Consider the following 18,896-nt stretch of genomic DNA (forward strand, 5'->3'; position numbering starts at 1 on the left):
TCGAGGACGACCCAATGAAAACCAATCCCGGCCGCTTCTTCGAGGATTACCGCCTCGGCGAGACCATCCGCCATGCCACGCCGCGGACGGCGACGAGCGGCGACGTCGCGCTCTACACGGCGCTCTACGGGTCCCGATTCGTCGTTCAGTCGTCGGACGCCTTCGCGAAGGCGATCGGCTACCCGCAGAGCCCACTTGACGATCTCCTCACCTTCCACATCGTGTTCGGCAAGACCGTACCGGACATCTCGCTGAACGCATTGGCCAATCTCGGCTATGCCGAGGGCGGCTTCCGCCGGCCGGTCTATCCCGGCGAGACGCTCTCCACCGTCTCCGAGGTGATCGGGCTGAAGGAGAGCTCGAACCGCCAGACCGGCGTGGTCTATGTGCGCTCGACCGGCTCCGACGCCGACGGCGAGACGGTCCTGAGCTATTGCCGCTGGGTCCTGGTGCGCAAACGCGACCCCGAGGCGAAGATCGCGCAGGAATACGTGCCGACCTTCGCCAAGGTCGTCGATCCGGCGGACCTTGCAGGCGCGCTTCCCGCGCTCGACATCTCGGCCTACGATCTCGATCTCGCAGGGAGCCCGCATCGCTTCTCCGACTACGTGGCCGGCGAGAAGATCGACCACGTCGACGGCATGACCGTCGAGGAGGCCGAGCACCAGATCGCGACGCGCCTCTACCAGAACACCGCCAAGGTCCATTTCGACGCCCATGCGGTGAAGGATACGCGCTTCGGCCGCCGCCTGATTTATGGCGGCCACGTCATTTCGCTCGCCCGCGCCCTGAGCTTCAACGGCCTCGCCAACGCCTTCGCCCTCGCCGGCATCAATGCCGGCCGCCACGTCGCGCCGCTCTTTGCCGGCGATACGGTCTATGCCTGGAGCGAGGTGCTGGAGACCGCCGAACTGCCCGGTCGCAGCGACATCGGGGCTCTGCGCCTGCGCACGGTGGCGACCAAGAACCAGCCCTGCGGCAACCATCCCGACAAGCAGGGCGATGGCTACGACCCGGCCGTCATCCTCGATCTCGACTATTGGGCGTTCATCCCGCGCTAGCGAGATGCTCCATCCTGCCCGAGATCGCTCGACGCACGATCCGAGCCTCAGCCCTAATAACCGGGCCCGTTTGCGCGATTTGAGACCTCGACCGCTCGGGCCGTTTGTCGTGGATCGTGAGCGGTCAGCCCGCAGATCATCAGCCCAGCCGCAAGGGCGATGGTCGGGTCCAGGGCGAGCAGGAAAATCTCTCCACGGCTCATTCTACCGGCCTCCCGAGAATACGCACCGCAAGGTTGTGTAGGCCGATCCCGACTACGAGGAATGACAACGCCGCACTCGCCGCCGCCAGGGCCCCTCGCCCGGCAGCCCCTGGAATGCCGAACGCGACAGCTGCAATCGGCGTTATGAAGCCAGCTGCCACCGAAGCGATGACGACGCCGTTCGACGTCGCCGCCACCGAAGCGTTTTCGTCCGCTCGTTGTGAATCAAACTCATCGGCTGCATCTGGCATGGGATGCAAGCCATCGCACAATCGTCGTGCCTGGTGCGATCCAGAGCTTCAGCCGCCCGTGAACACTCCCATGACCGCCCGACGCAGCGGATTCTCCGGGTTCGACAGCAACCGCAGAGCCATCGCGCAGGCGATGGTGACGAGGAGCGGGCGGATCAGCCGCGCCCCGAGCCGTATCGCCAGGGCTGATCCGATCTGCGCCCCGAGGAAGGCGCCGAACGCCATGGCGATGCCGATCACCCAGACGACGTGACCGCCGATCGCGAATAAGGCGAGGCTGCCGAGATTGCTCGCGGCGTTGGCGAGCTTGGTATGGGCTGTGGCCCGCACCACCCCCAACCCGAGGAGGGTGACGAAGCCGATCATGTAGAACGCCCCGGCGCCAGGGCCGAAGACGCCGTCATAGAAGCCGACGACCGGCGCGACCGTCAGGGCGAAGATGCCGGGCGTGAGGCGCGCGGCCGCGTCCTCGCTGCTCATGCGCTTGGCGAAGGCGAAGTAGAGCGCGATCCCGACGAGAAGGATCGGCACGGCAGCGTCGAGGACCGGGCGTGGCAGCAGGCTGACGCAGAGCGCCCCGCCGATCGAGGCGAGGCCTGCGCTGAGCGCGATCTTCCAGGCCGCCGGCCAATGGATATGCCCGCGCCGAGCGAAGGCGATGGTCGAGGAGATCGCGCCCGCGCTGCCCTGGAGCTTGTTCGTCGCGATGGCTGCGACGGGATCGAGTCCGGCCAGCAGTAGCGACGGCACCGTGATCAGGCCCCCTCCCCCGGCGATGGCGTCGACGCAGCCTGCCGCAACGGCGACGGCGAACAAGCCCGCCACCAGAGTGATGTCGACGCCGAAGATCATTCCAGCCTCACCGGTTTCCGGTCGCCACCGACCGAAAACCGGTGGGCTTTCTCGTGTTTCAGTTGCGGACGATCACCTTGGTGCCGACCCGAACCCGGTCGTAGAGATCGACCACGTCCTTGTTCGTCATGCGGATGCAGCCGGAAGAGACGGCCGCGCCCATGGTCTCCGGCTCGTTCGAGCCGTGAATCCGGTAGAGCGAGGAGCCGAGATACATCGCGCGGGCGCCGAGCGGGTTGTCCTGGCCGCCGGCCATGAAACGCGGCAGATCGGGGCGCCGGGCGAGCATCTGTGCCGGTGGGCGCCAATCCGGCCATTCCTTCTTCATGGTCACGGACTTCACCCCCGACCAGGAGAAGCCCTGGCGGCCGACGCCAACGCCGTAGCGGACCGCCGCCCCGTTGCCGAGGACGTAGTAGAGCCGCCGCTGGCTCGTGGAGACCACGATGGTGCCGGGCTTCTCGGACCCCTTCCACGCGACGGTCTCGCGCGGGATCGCCTGCTCGCGGAAAATGTTCATGAAGTCGGCGATCGGCCCGCTGTCGAACGGGTTGGCGGTCGCAGGTTGGCCGGCCAGGACCAGGGCCGCGAAGGCGGGTGCCGCGAAGATGCGGGGAAGGCGCATGGTCGTTCTCTCTCGTCGCTGCGGTGCATCCTGCGGCGAACAGGCTGGGCCCGTCGCTTTCCGGAGCGCCTGCGGCCTCGATTGCCGAGCCGTTTCCTCAAGGGCGCGCAGCGTTGGCCGCTAGGGCCCGGCCGGTCAACCCAACCGGGACAGTGGCTCGGGAGTCGTGGATTTTGAGTCACGGTTCCCGATCCGGCCGCATGACGCCCAAAGCCCCGCCGGCATTCGCTTTTCATTCAGCCTGAAGGACTTTCCTTCGGACGACTTGCATTGACAGAATGTCGCAACCGGATTGCAGCTTTGCCGTCGCCGCACCAGTCTTGACCCCGTGCAACCAGGTCCGATCATCGCAGCAGCCCTTTCGAGTGCCGTGCAATCCGTTGGCTTGCGCGGCAGCGACGCTGTGCTCTCGCCGGATCATGCCCCTCGGCGGGTGTCGGCCACGACAGTCGATCGTCTCCTCGCCGTCCTGCTGCTGCTGCTTGCGATCCTGTCGCCGGTCGACGTCAGCGCCTATCGAGGCCTGGACGTGCGCCCGCTCGGCGTCACGTCCACAGCCGGCGGGATCAAGCCATTCATTCCCTCCGCCTCGATGGCAGAGATGGTCGACGACGTCTCGGATGGCGAGCATGCCCTCCGTGAAGTGCGGCTGATCGCCGACCCGAAGGCCGCTCCGAGCGTCCAGCAGATCGGGGCGATCTCCTTCCGGAGCCTCCGGCCGTGGCTGCCCGAGCGGCCACCCAGGACCGCCTGATCGCAGGCCAAGGCTGCGGCTGCGCAGCCTCTTCGAATCCTAATGCGGCGGCTTTGGCCGCATCCTCGCCATTTCCGGCGTGGAGAGTGCATAGGATCTCGCGCTACAACCCTTCTTAGGGCCTTTGCTTCGAATGGACACGCTGCGCGGCGGCCTCCTCTGGCTCGGCAAGCGGTCCAGCATATGGATCAGGAGAGTTCCGATCGTGCCTTCGTCCCTCACTCATGCCGACCGGATGCATGGCCTGCGGCGTCTGCGCGCCGGTATCGCCGGCGTCGCGATCGCCGCAGCGGTCACCGGCTGCAACCAAAAGCAGCAGGCAGCGGTCCCCACTGCGCCGCCGCCGGAGGTCAGCATCGTCACGGTGAAACCACAGCCGATCCCTTATCAGCGCGACCTGCCCGGACGCGTGGCACCCTTGCGTATCGCCGAAGTCCGCGCCCGGGTCGGCGGCCTCGTGATCAAGCGGACCTTCGAGCAGGGCAGCCAGGTCAAGGAGGGCGATGTTCTCTACAAGATCGACCAGGCGCCCTACGAGGTCGAACTCCAGAGCGCCGAGGCCGTCCTCGCCAAGGCCGAGGCAGCCCTCGTGCTCGCAAGCCAGCAGGCCGAGCGTCTCGAGACGCTGCTCTCCCGCCAGACCGCAAGCCAGGCGCAGTACGACAGCGCCTACGCGACCCAGAAGCAGGCGGAGGCCGAAGTTTCCGGCGCAAGGGCGGCCCGCGACCGGGCCAAGCTCAATCTCAGCTACACCGATGTCCGCGCCCCGATCTCGGGCCGGATCGGCCGGGCGCTGCTCACCGAGGGCGCTCTGGTCGAGCAGGGCGGAACCGCCAACCTCGCCACGATCCAGCAGCTCGACCCGATCTATGTCGACATCACGCAATCCGTCGGCGAACTGAACAAGCTCCGCCGCGACCTCGCCAGCGGCGAGCTCGACCGCCTGGCCCAGGATTATGCCAACGCCAAGCTCATCATGGATGACGGGACGTTCTACCCCTCGCCCGGACGCGTTCTCTTCTCCGACGTCACCGCGGACCCCAGCACCGGGCAGGTGACATTGCGCGTGCTCTTCCCGAACCCGAGCGACGAGCTCTTCCCCGGCATGTATGTCCGCGCCCGGATCAAGCAGGGCATCGACAAGGACGCCATCGCAGTACCGCAGCAGGCGATCCAGCGCACCAATGACGGCAAGGCCGAGGTCTGGGTGGTGGGCAAGGACGACAAGGTCATGCTGCAGCCCGTCGAAGTCGGCCCCATCGTCGAGAACAACTGGCTGATCCGCGACGGCCTCCAGCCCGGTACGCGGGTCGTGGTGGAGGGCGTCCAGAAGATCAGCGCGGGGATGGTCGTGAAGCCGGTGCCGCTGAAGACGGAGACGGCTGAGGCATCTCAGGCGGAGGCGACCGCGACGCTCGCGCCGCAGAGCGAAGCGGGAGCGCGCTGAGCCATGGCCCGCTTCTTCATCGACCGGCCGATCTTCGCCTGGGTCGTCGCCCTGTTCATCTGTCTCGGCGGCGTGCTCGCCATCCCGATGCTGCCCATTGCTCAGTATCCAGTGATAGCGCCGCCTTCGATCGCACTCTCGACGGCCTATCCCGGCGCATCCGTCGAGAACCTCTATACCGGCACGACGCGCCTCATCGAGGACGAACTCAACGGCGCGGCCAACATTCTCAACTTCGAGAGCGCCAGCGACGCCTTCGGAGTCATCGAGATCACGGCGCAGTTCCGTCCCGGCACGGATTCGAGCCTCGCCGGCGTCGAAGTGCAGAACCGACTGAAGCGCATCGAGGCACGCCTTCCGGCAGAAGTCCGTCAGCAGGGAACGCTGGTGGAGGAAGCCTCCGCCGCGACACTCAACATCATCACCCTGATCTCCCCCGACCGGTCGATGGACGAGATCGCGCTCGGCGACTTCCTGATGCGGAACGTGATCAACGAGATCCGCCGCATTCCCGGCGTCGGTCGCGCGACCCTCTATTCGACCGAGCGGTCGCTGAGGATCTGGGTCGATTCCGATAAGCTGCGCGGGCTCTCCCTCAACGCATCCGACGTCTCGCAGGCGATCACCAACCAGAACGTCCAGATCGCCTCGGGCGCCGTCGGCGCGGCGCCGAGCCCGTCGAACAACCCGGTCAACTTCCCCATCATCGTCAAGGGCCAGATGACGGCGCCGGACGAGTTCGGCGCGATCGTCCTGAGGGCCAACCCCGACGGCTCCAACGTGCGCCTGCGCGATATCGCCCGGATCGAGCTCGGCGGTGAGGACTACAAATTCACCACCCGTCTGGACGGAGGCCCTGCCGCCGGTATTTCGGTAACCCTGGCGCCGGATGGCAACGCCCTCGAGACCGCGAACGCCATCCGCGCCAAGATGGTGGAACTGTCCGAGTTCTTCCCGTCCAACGTGAAGTGGGATATTCCGTACGACATCACACCGGCCGTCAACGCCTCGATCTGGAAGGTGCTGATGACGCTGATCGAGGCGGTGGTCCTCGTCTTCGTGGTGATGTTCCTGTTCCTGCAGAACATCCGCTACACGCTGATCCCCACCATCGTCGTGCCGATCGCCCTGATGGGCACCTGCACGGTGATGCTGCTCTCCGGCTTCTCGGTGAACGTGCTGACGATGTTCGGCATGGTGCTCGCCATCGGCATCCTCGTCGACGACGCCATCGTCGTCGTCGAGAACGTCGAGCGCATCATGAACGAGGAAGGCCTTCCCCCGAAGGAGGCTACCCGCAAGGCCATGGATCAGATCACCGGCGCGATCATCGGCATCACGCTGGTGCTGGTGGCGGTGTTCATCCCGATGGCGTTCTTCCCGGGCTCGGTCGGCATCATCTATCGCCAGTTCTCGATCGCCATGGTGACCTCGATCGCCTTCTCGGCGCTCCTGGCCCTCACCTTGACGCCGGCCCTCTGCGCGACCCTGCTCAAGCCGGTCGAGAAGGGGCACGGTCATGCCAAGGGCGGGTTCTTCGGATGGTTCAACCGGCTCGTGGACCGTGAGACAGCCCGCTATGGGCGCGGCGTCTCGGCCTTCATCGCTCGCTCGGGCCGGGTCATGGTGGTCTACCTGATCCTGGTCGCGGGCCTCGCCTATGCCTTCGTCCGCCTTCCCGAAGGCTTCCTTCCGGTGGAGGACCAGGGCTTCTTCACCGTGGATATCCAGACGCCACCGGGATCCTCCTTCAACCGCACCGAGCAGGCCGTGAAGAAGGTCGAGGAGCACCTCCTCGCCCAACCCGGTGTCGCGAGCGTCACCATCGTCAACGGCTTCTCGTTCTCGGGACAGGGCCAGGTGACGAGCCAAGCCTTCGTCACCCTCAAGCCCTGGGGCGAGCGCGACGCGGCCAACTCCGCGGCCAAGCTGGTGGAGGGCACCAACAAGGCGCTCTCGACCTACAAGGATGCCATCATCCAAGCCTTGGAGCCGCCGCCGATCGACAATCTCGGCAACGCCTCCGGCTTCTCCTTCCGCCTTCAGGACCGGGGCCAGAAGGGGTACTCGGCGCTGATGGCGGCTCAGGAGCAGTTGCTCTCCCTCGCCAAGAAGAGCCCGGTGCTTCAGAAGGTCTATGTCGAGGGATTGCCGCCTGCGCCCCAGGCCGAACTCGTCATCGACCGCGAGAAGGCGGCGGCACTGGGGGTGGCCTTCGAGGAGATCAATAACACCATCCAGGTCAATCTCGGGTCGGTCTATACCAACGACTTCCCGAACCGGGGCAAGATGCAGCGCGTCATCGTCCAGGCCGAGGATTCGCAAAGGTTGAAGGCCGCCGACCTCCTGAATTACGGCGTCCGGAACGCACAGGGCACCATGGTGCCGATGTCCTCCTTCGCCGACCTCAAATGGAGCGTCGGGCCGGCGCAGATCATCGGCTTCAACGGCTACCAGTCGGTGCGCATCACCGGCGAGCCGAAGCCCGGCTACACCTCGGGTGACGCCATCGCAGAGATGGAGCGCCTGATGGAGCAGCTGCCCAAGGGGTTCGGCTATACCTGGACCGGCCAGTCGCTGCAGGAGAAGGAGGCCGGCAGCCAGGCGACCCTGTTGCTCGCCCTCTCGATCCTCATCGTGTTCCTGTGTCTCGCCGCGCTCTACGAGAGCTGGTCGATCCCCTTCTCGGTGCTGCTCGTCATCCCGCTCGGCGTCGTCGGCTCGGTGGCGGCGGTCTACCTGCGGGGCATGCCCAACGACGTCTATTTCAAGATCGGGCTCATCACGATCATCGGCCTCTCGGCCAAGAACGCGATCCTGATCGTGGAATTTGCCAAAGACCTCTGGAAGCCGGGCAAGTCGCTGGTCGACGCCACGGTGGAGGCCGCGACGCTCCGCTTCCGCCCGATCGTGATGACCTCGCTCGCCTTCATCTTCGGAGTCGTGCCTCTCGCCATCGCGACGGGGGCGGCCTCGAAGAGCCAGCAGGCCATCGGCACCGGCGTGCTCGGCGGCATGATCTCGGCGACGGTGCTCGCCGTGATGTTCGTGCCAGTGTTCTTCGTGGTGGTGATGCGGCTATTCCGCCGGAAGGACGCGGCGGAGGGCCCGAAGACGGAGGCGGAGGACAAACCAGAGCCTTCAGCTCACCCCGCACCGGCCGAGTAGTAGGTATCTCCCTCCCCCTTGAGGGGAGGGATCGAAGGTGGCTGGGCGACCCTGGGTTCAGGCAAGCGGAACACCCCCACCTCGTCCCCACACCCACGTCGGGCCTGCCCGACTTGGGCACCGAACATGCCGATCTCGGGCTGGCCTGAGATCTATGGGGGAGGAGAGGCGCTACGTCCTCACACCTCGCGCGAGATCATCATCTTCTTGATCTCGGCGATGGCTTTTGCCGGGTTCAGGTTCTTCGGGCAGGTATTGGCGCAGTTCATGATCGTGTGGCAGCGATACAGCCGGAACGGGTCATGCAGGGCGTCGAGGCGCTCACCGGTATTTTCGTCGCGGCTGTCGATCAGCCAGCGATAGGCCTGCAGGAGCGCTGCCGGCCCGAGGAAGCGATCGCCGTTCCACCAATAGCTCGGGCAGGACGTCGTGCAGCAGGCGCAGAGGATGCACTCGTAGAGCCCGTCGAGCTGTGCGCGATCCTCCGGCGTCTGCTTCCACTCGCCCTCGGGCGCCGGCGTCTCGGTCTGGAGCCAGGGCTCGATCGAGGCGTGCTGTGCGAAGAAGTTCGTCAGGTCCGGCACGAGATCCTTGAGCACCGGCATATGCGGCAATGGGTAGATCCGAACCGCACCGGTCTTCTTGCCCTTGGCGTGCCCCTTGGTGTGATCTTGGCACTCGTCAATGCCCATGGTGCAGGCGAGCGCGTTCTGGCCCTCGATGTTCATGGCGCAGGAGCCGCAGATGCCCTCGCGGCAGGAACGGCGGAAGACGAGGGTCGAGTCGACCTTGGCCTTGATCCAGAGCAGGGCGTCCAGCACCATCGGCCCGCAATCGTCTCGGTCGACCTGATAGACGTCCACCCGCGGGTTGGCGCCGTCATCCGGGTTCCAACGATAGATCCGGAACTCCTGCAGATTGTTGGCGCCAGGCGGCCGAGGCCAGGTCTTGCCCTCGGTGAGCTGGGAGTTCTTGGGGAGAGAGAACTGGGCCATGATCGGCGTGCCTATTTCTTATCAAAGCATCTGATCTGAGGACGACTGCATTCCATCCTCAATACACACGCGCCTTCGGCTCGATGTACTGGATCTCGTTCGACATCGTGTAGGTGTGAACCGGCCGATAATCGATGCTGACCTGCTTCGACGTGTCGTCCATCCAGGCGAGGGTGTGCTTCATCCACTCCTTGTCGTCGCGGTCGGGGAAGTCCTCGCGGGCATGGGCGCCGCGGCTTTCCTTGCGGTTGGCGGCCGATTCCATCGTCACCACCGCCTGGCCGATGAGGTTGTCGAACTCGAGCGTCTCGAGGAGGTCGGTGTTCCAGATCAGCGAGCGGTCCTGGATGCCGATATCGGCCGTGCCGGCGGCGACCTTGTGGATGAGGGTCCTGCCCTCCTCCAGCACCTCGCCGGTGCGGAAGACGGCGCAGTTGTTCTGCATCGTCTTCTGCATCTCGGCGCGCAACTCGGCGGTCGGCGTGCCGCCATTGGCGTAGCGGAAGCGATCGAGGCGGCCCAAGGCCTTGTCGGCCGAGTCCTTGGGCAGATCCATCTGGCGGCGGCCCGGCTCGACGATCTCGGCGCAGCGCAGGCCGGCGGCACGGCCGAACACGACGAGGTCGATCAGCGAATTCGACCCGAGGCGGTTGGCGCCATGCACCGAGACGCAGGCCGCCTCGCCGAGCGCCATCAGGCCCGGCACGACCGTGTCGGGGTTGCCGTTCTTCAGGGTCAGCACCTCGCCGTGATAGTTCGTCGGGATGCCGCCCATGTTGTAATGCACCGTCGGGAGCACGGGGATCGGCTCCTTGGTGACGTCGACACCGGCGAAGATCTTGGCGCTCTCGGAGATGCCCGGCAGGCGCTGGTGCAGGATCGCCGGGTCGAGATGGTCGAGGTGCAGGTAGATGTGGTCGTTGTTCCTGCCGACACCGCGCCCGGCCCGAATCTCCATCGTCATCGAGCGCGATACCACGTCGCGGGAGGCGAGGTCCTTGGCGGACGGCGCGTAACGCTCCATGAAGCGTTCGCCCTCGGAATTCGTGAGATAACCGCCCTCCCCGCGCGCGCCTTCCGTGATCAGGCAGCCGGCGCCGTAGATGCCGGTGGGGTGGAACTGCACGAACTCCATGTCCTGCAGCGGAAGGCCGGCGCGCAGCACCATGGCGTTGCCGTCGCCCGTGCAGGTATGGGCCGAGGTCGCCGAGAAGTAGGACCGGCCATAGCCGCCGGTGGCGAGAATCGTCTGCTGCGCACGGAAACGGTGGATCTCGCCGGACGCCTGGTCGATGGCGATGACGCCGAGGCAGCGGCCATCCTCGTCCATGATCAGGTCGAGGGCGAAGTACTCGATGAAGAAGTTGGTCTGGTTCTTCACCGCCTGCCCGTAGAGGGTGTGGAGCATGGCGTGGCCGGTGCGGTCGGCGGCGGCGCAGGTGCGCTGGGCGGTGCCCTTGCCGTATTCGGTGGTCATGCCGCCGAAGGGCCGCTGGTAGATCTTGCCTTCCTCGGTCCGCGAGAACGGCACGCCCCAATGTTCGAGCTCGTAGACAGCCGCGGGCGCGTTCCTGACGAGGTACTCGATCGCGTCCTGGTCGCCGAGCCAGTCCGACCCCTTCACGGTGTCGTACATGTGCCAGCGCCAATCGTCGGGGCCCATATTGCCCAGCGACGCCGAGATGCCGCCCTGTGCCGCTACCGTGTGGGAGCGCGTCGGAAAGACCTTGGTGATGCAGGCGGTGCGCAGGCCGGCTTGAGAGCAGCCGACCGTGGCGCGAAGCCCCGCGCCGCCCGCCCCGACGATCACCACGTCGAAGGTGTGATCGTGGATGGTGTAGGCGGGCGCGCCGTTGCCGTTGGTTCCGTTGGTGGCCATGGGCATATCCTTCGGGTTCCGGGTGCGGTCAGACCAGCTTGCCGAGGCTCACGCGCAGGATCGCGTAGAGACAGGAGACGGCGACGATGACCGCGTAGAAGTTGTTGGCGAAGAGGCTTACGATCTTGAGACCCTTGTCGTGGACGTAATCCTCGATGATGACTTGCATCCCGATCCTCATGTGGAGCGTGACCGAGATCACGGCGAGGATCAGGATGAGTGCAACGATGGGGTGCGACATCAGGGCGACCGCTTCCGCGTAAGGCCGCCCGGCCATCAGCGCGATGACGACGACGAAGGCGACCATCAGCGGCGCGTTCGAGGCCGCGGTCAGGCGCTGCAGCCACCAATGGCTGGCGCCGTGGCCCGAGGCGCCGAGCCCCTTCACCCGCGAGCGCGGGGTGCGCATGGTGAGGTTCGTGTTCTGGCGGTTGTCGACCATGTCCTCGCCTCCTCAGCGCAACGTCAGGGCCAGGGCCCAGATCAGGATCGTCAGGACGATCGAGCCGATCAGGGTTCCTCGCGCCAGCCACAGCCGCCGCTCGCGGTCGAGGCCATGGCCGAAATCCCAGACGAAGTGGCGCAGGCCCCCGAGCATGTGGTGCATCAGGATCCACGTGTAGACGAACAGCACCAGCTGTCCCGCGATCGACCCGAAGAACCAGGCGACCCACCCGTAGGCGGCAGGTCCCGAGGCCAAAGCCACCAGCCAGATCGCCACCAGGGCCGAGCCGCCATAGAGCGCGGTACCGGTGATGCGGTGGAAGACCGACATCGCCATGGTCCAGGTCCAGCGGTAGATCTGGAGATGGGGCGAGAGCGGCTGCGCGGTCGTGGGGCGTAGCGTGGGAGGCATCGGGCTCATGATCCTCGGTTGAGACGGTGGAGCATGTCTGGAGTTGTTCGAAGGAGTATCGGTTCACCGCAAACGCGCAAGGCGCGGATGCGGCACCGCACCAGAATGTGTTGCAATGCAGCGCGATCTATCATGACAGCCGCCCCAGGGTCTGCCACCACAGGTAATCGAGCGGCGTGACAATGATGAGCGATGCGGCGCCGACGAGCGCGGTGAGCCGCGTTGCGTCGAGGAGTCGAATCCCGCCGAGATGCATCGTCAGGATGATTGGCGGCGCCTGGTAGGGCAGGAACAGGCTCGAATAGCCGACCACCTGTGCCATCACGACGTCGTCGAGGGAGAGCCCGCTGGCCCTGCTCATCTCGCCCGCGAGCGCGGTGTAGAGGGCGGGGGCACCGTTGGCCGTCGCCACGACGGCGAGGAGTGCGGCAAGGCCGGTCAGGACGCCAAAGTTCTGGAACGGGGCGTCGGGCCTGAGCGGTGCCAATCCGAGCAGGGCGTGGCCGAGGCTTGCCCCGAGGCCGGTTTCGTTGACCGTCGCCACGAGGCCGAGCAGCGCCGCGACATAGAAGCAGGTGCGCAGATTGACGGCGCCGAAGGCCTCCGGTCCCAGCACCCCGATCCGCGGCATGAGGCAGACCAGGGCGGCGGCGAGCCCGATCCAGGCCGGGGCGATGTGGTGGATGCTGTCGGTAACCCAGAGGCCCAGGGTCAGGCCGAGCACGATGGCGAGACGCCGCTCAGCCGGCTTGAGGGGCTCGCGGGGAACCGCTGCGGTATCCTCCGCGGCGGGGTCAAGCCGATCGGGAAACAGCCACAGCACCGCCGCGACCACGAGCGTGCCTTTGACGAGCGCCAGAACGGGCGCGTGAAGGACGAGGTAGGGTAGGTAGGCGATATGCAGGCCGTACTGGACCTCGGCTGTGCCGGCCATGACGAGGTTGGGAACGTTCGCGGGCAGGATCGCCGCGGAGAGCAGCGGCGTCGCCAGCCCCACCGCGAGTACGGCACCGATGCGCCCCGGCCGCCCGTCGACCAATCCGACATGGTCGCACAGAACCAGCACGACCGGGACGAGCAGGGCGATGCGGCCGAGATTGGACGGCATCACGAAGGACAGGACGAAGGCCAGGGCGACGAGGCCGGCGATGAAGCCGGCATAGGAGCCCGGCATCCGTCCCGAGAGCGCGCGTGCGAGTCGGTCGCCGAGCCCGGTCCTCGTCATGGCGAGGCCGACGACCATACCGCCGAGCACCAGCCAGAAAGCCGAGGAGGCGAAGCCCGAGAAGACCGTGGCGGCCGGGGCCAGCCGCAGCAGCATCGCGGTACAGAAGAACAGGAGCGCGGTGACGATCTCGGCGACGAGGCCGGTCGCCCAGAGGCCCATGCACAGGGCGAGCAGAAGGCCGGTCGCGACGACCGTGCCGTGTCCGCTCAGTAACCCCGCTGCCTGCATCCTCGATCTCGCGCATCACCCGGTTCGGGCGTTACCCTGCGCTCAGATTTGAATGGTTCGCAATTCGAGAGTTCCAGCCCAATCCTTCGCGAGAGACGAAGGATAGTGGGGCTCGGGTCAGACCATTCCGAGTGCCTGCATGTAGAGCTCCAGGATCGCCTCCTCCTCCTGGCGCTCGGCATGGTCCTTCTTGCGGAGGGACACGATCTTGCGCAGGGCCTTCACGTCGAAGCCGGTGCCTTTGGCCTCGGCGTAGACGTCCTTGATGTCCCCGGCGAGCCCTGCCTTCTCTTCCTCCAGGCGTTCGATGCGCTCGATGAAACTCTTGAGCTGGTCTGCCGCGACGGAGGACGCGTCGACGGCGGGGGCAGGAGAAGCGGCCATGATCGTGCTCGGTCCTTGTCAGGAAGACGCGACCCCTCGGGGCCGTGCCGGTCGGTTTTTCGTTAAGCCGTCAAGCTTACCGGGAGATTAGTGCGGCTCGGCCTGGGCCTTGGCGAAGGCGGCCTGCTGGTCGGCGCTCGCCTCGGCCTGATGCAGGCGCTTCCACTCCTCGTAGGGCATGCCGTAGACACGCTCGCGGCTCTCGTCCTTCGTCATGGCGAGACCCTTCTCGTCGGCGGCATCCTTCATCCAGTTCGAGAGGCAGTTGCGGCAGAACCCGGCGAGATTCATCAGGTCGATGTTCTGCACGTCGGTGCGCGTCTGGAGGTGGTTGACGAGGCGGCGGAAGACGGCGGCTTCGAGTTCCGTCCGCGTGGCAGGGTCGATCTCGGTCATGGTCTGGTTCCTCGGACTCGGTGATCGACAGGTCGGCGCGCTGCGCCTTCGCGTCAAGCCGCCGGATGCAGGAACGGCCGCAGGAGTTTGGCGAACCGCTCCGCCCAAGCGATCTGCCCATCCTCGCCGGCAATGAGGTCCTGGCGGATCTCTACGAGGGCGTTCGGCAGCCCGCGGGCGATGGCGTGACGGTCGATGGTGTCGCCGGGCAATCCACCACCATAAGGCTCGTTGTCGCCCACCGTGAAATTCGCCGGATCCGCCCGGAGGCCGGCGATCAGGGGTGCGCTGAGGCGGTCGTCGCGGTCCCAGAGGATGCCGACCTCCCAGGGCCGCATGTAGCCGCGCCAGCAGGCGGTGAAGCTGTGGATCGTCACGATGGCCGGCGGCGCCCCGGTGGCCATGGCCTGTGCGACCGCTGCATCGATGGCGCGATCATAGGGGTCATAGAAGCGGGCGATCCGTTCGGCCTTGCCGGGCTCGTCGATCCGGGCGTTGCCCGGCACCACCGCACCGTCGGACAGCCGCATCACGAGGGTCGGGTCGTCGCGGCCGCGGTTGGGATCGATGATCAGGCGCGAGAACGTCGTGAGAACCGCCGGGGCGCCCATGAGCGCCGCGAGCCGGCGCGTCACTCCGGCGGCGCCGATATCGTAGGCGATGTGGCGCGAGAATTCCGGCGCCGCCACACCGAGCTGCGCGAGATCCTCGGGGACATGGTTCGAGGCGTGGTCGCACAATACCAGGAGGCCGCTACCGGGATTGCCCGGGATCGTCTCGACGGGATGGGGAGGATGCATCGGGCGGGGCGGCTCCGGGTTGGCCGGCGGCCATGCAAGCAAGCGGCCGCGACATCTCGCGCTTGCCCGAGGGCCGAGCGTCGGGCACAGCACGTATCGCGGATCGCGACGCCACGGCAACAATCCGGCGACATGGCTGAGGAGCCAGGCCGGATTGCCCGCGCGAGCCGAAGAGCAAGATGACGGATTTCTCTGATGACCGCGCCCTCCTCCGACCATTCCGCCTCCCGCGCCCTCCTTCTGCGCTTCCTCGACGAGGCGATCGCGGCCGCCCACCCGGCACGGTGCCTCGTCCCTCACCTTCCGGCTCCGGGTGCCGGGCGCCTGATCATTCTCGGGGCGGGCAAGGCCGGCGGCAGCATGGCGGCGCTGGCGAGCCGGTTCTACGCCGAGCAGCACGGCGTCGACGCCAGCCGCATCACCGGCCTTGCGGTAGCCCGCCACGGCTACGGCGAGGAGGCGCCGATGATCCGCATGGTCGAGGCCGGCCACCCGGTGCCCGACCAGGCCGGTATCGACGCCACGATCGAAACCCTTCGCATCGCCGGTGAGGCCGGACCGGAGGACGACGTCCTCGTGCTGCTCTCCGGCGGCGGTTCCGCCAACTGGATCGCCCCTGCCGGCGACCTGACGCTCATCGAGAAGCAAGCGGTGACCAAGGCGCTGCTGCGCTCCGGCGCGCCCATCGACGAGATCAACGCGGTGCGCAAGCACCTCTCCCGGATCAAGGGCGGCCGCCTCGCCGTGAAGGCCCGCAACGCCCGCTCGATCCTGACGCTTGCGATCTCGGACGTGCCTCACGACGATCCCGCGGTGATCGCCTCGGGTCCCACCGTCCCCGATCCGACGACGCTGGCGGACGCGCTGGCGATCTGCGAGCGCCGCGGGATCCCGCTCCCCGAGACCGCCCGCGCGCTCCTCAACGATCCCGCCAACGAAACGCCGAAGGCCGGCGATCCAGCCTTCGCGCGCTCCGAGTATCGCATCATCGCCCGGCCGATCGACGCGCTCGAGGCTGCGGCGGCGGCCGCCAAGGCCGCGGGCTACGACCTCGTGATGCTCGGCCCCGACGTCGAGGGTGAGGCCCGCGAGGTCGCCGCCGAGCATGCGCGGATGGCGCGCGAGATGGCTGAAGCCGGACGCAAGGTCGCGATCATCTCGGGCGGCGAGCTCACCGTCACGATCCGGGGCGAGGGCCATGGCGGCCCCAACCAGGAATACGCTCTGGCGCTCGCCTTGGCGCTCGACGGCCATCCCCGCATCCTCGGCATCGCGGCCGATACCGACGGTACCGATGGCGGCCGCGGCGAGGCCACCGATCCGGCCGGGGGGCTCGTTGACCCGACGACTCTCGAGCGCGCCCGCGCCGCGGGGCTCGATCCGGCAGCGATGCTGGCGGACAACGATTCGACGAAGTTCTTCGCGACGATCGGCGATCTCGTCCAGCCCGGACCGACGCGCACCAATGTCAATGATTGCCGGATCATCCTTGTCGGCTAACGTTTCGGAATGGCTGAGCTCCGTTGCCCCGTTCGCAAAGGGGGGGGCGTTGCGGGCGGCTTTGGCCGGGCTCGCACTGCTTTTCGCGACCGCTAGCCCTGCCCAGGCCGACCTGCGCCTGTGCAACCAGACCGCCAGCAAGGTCGGCATCGCACTCGGTTACCGCGACACGCAGGGATGGGTGACGGAAGGCTGGTGGGATCTCACGCCCAAGGCTTGCGAAACCCTGCTCAAGGGCGCGCTGGCCGCCCGCTTCTACTACGTGTTCGCGGTGGACTATACACGCGGCGGAGAGTGGAGCGGCCGCTCGCTGATGTGCACCAAGGATGCCGAGTTCACGATCCGAGGCGTCGAGGATTGCCTCGCCAGGGGCTTCGACCGCAACGGCTTCTACGAAGTCGATACCGGCGAGCAGAAGAGCTGGACGATCCAGCTCACCGATCCGAACCAGCCGGTGGCGGCGCCGAACCCGTGAGATCTCGCTCGGGCGGAGGGCCGGGATCGCTTCCTGAGGGCCTCCCGATCGGATACTGATGGCGCCGCCGTGACATCGGCGCCGACATCGGCCAAGCTGTCGACCGGGAACATTTCTCCGGGTTCCAACTTGGGGTCGGGCTTCGAGCGGCCGTCACACGTGGTCGAACTAGGATAGGGAAAACCACGATCGTGGAGAAGACGGACGCTTGGCGCATCACCGACCGCTTGAACGCCGAGCATGGCAAGGGCGACCCGTTCGCAGCGGCCGTTCGGGCCACGCGCATGGCGATGATCATCACCGATCCGCGCCTGCCGGACAATCCGATCACGTTCGCGAACGACGCCTTTCTCCAGATGACGGGTTACACCCGAGATGAAGTCATGGGTCGCAACTGCCGGTTTTTGCAGGGGCCCGACAGCGATGCGACCGAGGTCGCGCGCATCCGAGAGGCGGTCGAGAGCCGGCAGGACGTCAGCGTCGACCTCCTGAACTACCGCAAGGACGGAACCAGCTTCTGGAATGCGCTCTACATCAGCCCGGTGATCAACGAGGAAGGCGAATTGCTGTTCTTTTTCGCCTCGCAGCTCGACGTCACCGATCGGAAGATGAACGAATTCCAGGTGAACGCCGACAAGGATCGCTTCGAGAGGGCCGTCGCCGAGCGCACCCGCGAGCTCGAAGCCTCGAACCGCGAACTCGCTGCGGCTCTGGAACTGCGTACGACGCTCCTTCACGAGGTAGACCACCGCGTGAAGAACAACATGCAGATTATCGCATCGCTGATCGGCATGCAGCTGCGGTCCATTCCCGACGAGACGATCCGGGCTTCGCTGACCACGACGCTCAGCCGCGTCGAGGCGATGAGCACCGTGCACCGGCGGTTCTATCAATCCGGGGACGTGGCGCGGTTCGATATCTCCGAGTTCGTTCGGGATCTCGTTTCCGACCTCGTCATGGCGACGGGCCGGCAGAACATCGCCATCGAGCTCGACCTCGAAGCCATCAAGGTCCCGGCCGACAAGGCGGCGCCCTTGGCGCTGATGGTGAACGAAGTGATCACCAATGCCATCAAGCACGGCTTCGCCGACGACACGCCCGGGACCATACGGGCCATCGTCCGGCGGGACGGCCCTGCATGCCGGATCACGGTGGTGGACAATGGCCGAGGAATGGCTGCCTCGTCCTCGACTCAAGCGACCTTTGGACGCAAGCTGATCGAGCGTTTGGGGCGACAGCTTCAGGCCCGGACCACGTGGGCTGATGCCGACCCGGGAACACGCGTTGACATCACCATGCCGGTCGAGCAGCGGGCGCGGGGAACATGACGTCGTCCCGCCCGCTGAATGTCGTTATCGTCGAGGATGAAGCCATCCTGGCGATGCAGCTTGAGAACATGCTCGAAGACGCCGGACACGTCACGGTCGGTTGGGCGACCTGTCTCAGCGAGGCCGAGGAACTGATGCGGGACGTCGCCGCGGATCTTGCCTTCGTGGACGTCCACCTCTCCGACGGCATCACCGGCATCACCGGTATCGCGGTGGCCGACCTGTTCCGCCAGCAACACGGAACCTCCGTCGTGTTCATGACGGCCAATCCGAAGCTCCTGCCGGACGATTTCGCGGGCGCCGTCGGCGTCATCGCAAAGCCCTACACGTCGAGCGGGGTCATGGCGGTGCTCAATTACCTCCACCAGGGCATCAGTGCGCCGCCGCCCGTCTCGACAAGGCCGAACGGACTGACGCTGGCACCCCATTATCAGCAGACCTGGTCCGCTTGAGCGGCGGCCAGGCC

The 18,896-nt window shown here is 66.5% G+C and carries 18 protein-coding genes; 8 read left to right on the plus strand and 10 right to left on the minus strand.

All coding sequences use genetic code 11. The features are described from left to right. Window positions 1–14 precede the first annotated feature (14 nt). Window positions 15–1,061 (plus strand): MaoC family dehydratase, encoded by a 1,047-nt coding sequence (locus tag K2Y56_RS10020; RefSeq protein ID WP_292507226.1) that lies wholly within the window; start codon window positions 15–17, stop codon window positions 1,059–1,061. A 502-nt stretch (window positions 1,062–1,563) separates the two neighbouring features. Here the strand turns inward: K2Y56_RS10020 and K2Y56_RS10025 are convergent. Continuing rightward, window positions 1,564–2,367 carry a TSUP family transporter gene (locus tag K2Y56_RS10025; RefSeq protein ID WP_292507227.1) on the minus strand — a complete coding sequence of 268 codons (804 nt, stop codon included), beginning with the start codon at window positions 2,365–2,367 and terminating at the stop codon, window positions 1,564–1,566. A gap of 58 nt (window positions 2,368–2,425) precedes the next feature. Then, on the minus strand, window positions 2,426–2,992 hold the full coding sequence (locus K2Y56_RS10030) for a L,D-transpeptidase (protein ID WP_292507228.1): 567 nt from the start codon (window positions 2,990–2,992) through the stop codon (window positions 2,426–2,428). 433 nt (window positions 2,993–3,425) lie between these two features. On the opposite strand from K2Y56_RS10030, the gene K2Y56_RS10035 reads away from it, so the two are divergent. The 3 genes from K2Y56_RS10035 (at window position 3,426) to K2Y56_RS10045 (ending at window position 8,361) form a co-directional block, all read left to right on the plus strand. Further along, a complete protein-coding gene (locus K2Y56_RS10035) occupies window positions 3,426–3,746 on the plus strand; it encodes a hypothetical protein (protein WP_292507229.1) in 321 nt (106 codons plus the stop codon). A 235-nt stretch (window positions 3,747–3,981) separates the two neighbouring features. Continuing rightward, a complete protein-coding gene (locus K2Y56_RS10040) occupies window positions 3,982–5,193 on the plus strand; it encodes an efflux RND transporter periplasmic adaptor subunit (protein ID WP_292507278.1) in 1,212 nt (403 codons plus the stop codon). Window positions 5,194–5,196: 3 nt separating this feature from the next. Continuing rightward, the gene (locus K2Y56_RS10045; protein WP_292507230.1) at window positions 5,197–8,361 is read left to right on the plus strand and encodes a multidrug efflux RND transporter permease subunit; all 3,165 of its coding nucleotides are present in this window, start codon (window positions 5,197–5,199) and stop codon (window positions 8,359–8,361) included. A gap of 179 nt (window positions 8,362–8,540) precedes the next feature. Here K2Y56_RS10045 and K2Y56_RS10050 read toward each other — a convergent pair whose 3' ends face one another. The 8 genes from K2Y56_RS10050 to K2Y56_RS10085 form a co-directional block, all read right to left on the minus strand. Further along, window positions 8,541–9,356, minus strand: a complete 816-nt coding sequence (locus K2Y56_RS10050; RefSeq protein ID WP_292507231.1) for a succinate dehydrogenase iron-sulfur subunit — start codon at window positions 9,354–9,356, stop codon at window positions 8,541–8,543. Window positions 9,357–9,414: 58 nt separating this feature from the next. Next, a complete protein-coding gene (gene sdhA / locus K2Y56_RS10055; protein WP_292507232.1) occupies window positions 9,415–11,235 on the minus strand; it encodes a succinate dehydrogenase flavoprotein subunit in 1,821 nt (606 codons plus the stop codon). A gap of 28 nt (window positions 11,236–11,263) precedes the next feature. Further along, entirely contained in the window at window positions 11,264–11,677 is a 414-nt protein-coding gene (gene sdhD, locus K2Y56_RS10060; RefSeq protein ID WP_292507233.1) for a succinate dehydrogenase, hydrophobic membrane anchor protein, read from the minus strand. 12 nt (window positions 11,678–11,689) lie between these two features. Further along, entirely contained in the window at window positions 11,690–12,091 is a 402-nt protein-coding gene (gene sdhC, locus K2Y56_RS10065; RefSeq protein ID WP_292507234.1) for a succinate dehydrogenase, cytochrome b556 subunit, read from the minus strand. A 130-nt stretch (window positions 12,092–12,221) separates the two neighbouring features. Further along, window positions 12,222–13,547 (minus strand): SLC13 family permease, encoded by a 1,326-nt coding sequence (locus K2Y56_RS10070; RefSeq protein ID WP_292507235.1) that lies wholly within the window; start codon window positions 13,545–13,547, stop codon window positions 12,222–12,224. Between the two features lie 117 nt (window positions 13,548–13,664). Next, the gene (locus K2Y56_RS10075) at window positions 13,665–13,931 is read right to left on the minus strand and encodes a DUF2312 domain-containing protein (RefSeq protein ID WP_055880034.1); all 267 of its coding nucleotides are present in this window, start codon (window positions 13,929–13,931) and stop codon (window positions 13,665–13,667) included. A gap of 87 nt (window positions 13,932–14,018) precedes the next feature. Further along, entirely contained in the window at window positions 14,019–14,327 is a 309-nt protein-coding gene (locus K2Y56_RS10080) for a DUF1244 domain-containing protein (RefSeq protein WP_292507236.1), read from the minus strand. A 53-nt stretch (window positions 14,328–14,380) separates the two neighbouring features. Continuing rightward, window positions 14,381–15,127: an N-formylglutamate amidohydrolase gene (locus K2Y56_RS10085; protein ID WP_292507237.1), complete on the minus strand. Its 747-nt coding sequence runs from the start codon at window positions 15,125–15,127 to the stop codon at window positions 14,381–14,383. 195 nt (window positions 15,128–15,322) lie between these two features. On the opposite strand from K2Y56_RS10085, the gene K2Y56_RS10090 reads away from it, so the two are divergent. The 4 genes from K2Y56_RS10090 (at window position 15,323) to K2Y56_RS10105 (ending at window position 18,882) form a co-directional block, all read left to right on the plus strand. Beyond that, window positions 15,323–16,627: a glycerate kinase gene (locus tag K2Y56_RS10090; RefSeq protein WP_292507238.1), complete on the plus strand. Its 1,305-nt coding sequence runs from the start codon at window positions 15,323–15,325 to the stop codon at window positions 16,625–16,627. Next, the gene (locus K2Y56_RS10095) at window positions 16,599–17,102 is read left to right on the plus strand and encodes a DUF1036 domain-containing protein (protein ID WP_366848563.1); all 504 of its coding nucleotides are present in this window, start codon (window positions 16,599–16,601) and stop codon (window positions 17,100–17,102) included. The genes K2Y56_RS10090 and K2Y56_RS10095 overlap by 29 nt, the downstream gene beginning before the upstream one ends. Before the next feature lie 191 nt (window positions 17,103–17,293). Then, window positions 17,294–18,430: a PAS domain-containing protein gene (locus K2Y56_RS10100; protein ID WP_292507239.1), complete on the plus strand. Its 1,137-nt coding sequence runs from the start codon at window positions 17,294–17,296 to the stop codon at window positions 18,428–18,430. Beyond that, complete coding sequence (locus K2Y56_RS10105; RefSeq protein ID WP_292507240.1) at window positions 18,427–18,882, plus strand: response regulator; 456 nt, start codon at window positions 18,427–18,429, stop codon at window positions 18,880–18,882. The genes K2Y56_RS10100 and K2Y56_RS10105 overlap by 4 nt, the downstream gene beginning before the upstream one ends. The last annotated feature ends 14 nt before the right edge of the window (window positions 18,883–18,896 follow it).

The sequence above is a fragment of the Methylobacterium sp. genome, from assembly GCF_019745455.1.
Classification (GTDB): Bacteria; Pseudomonadota; Alphaproteobacteria; order Rhizobiales; family Beijerinckiaceae; genus Methylobacterium.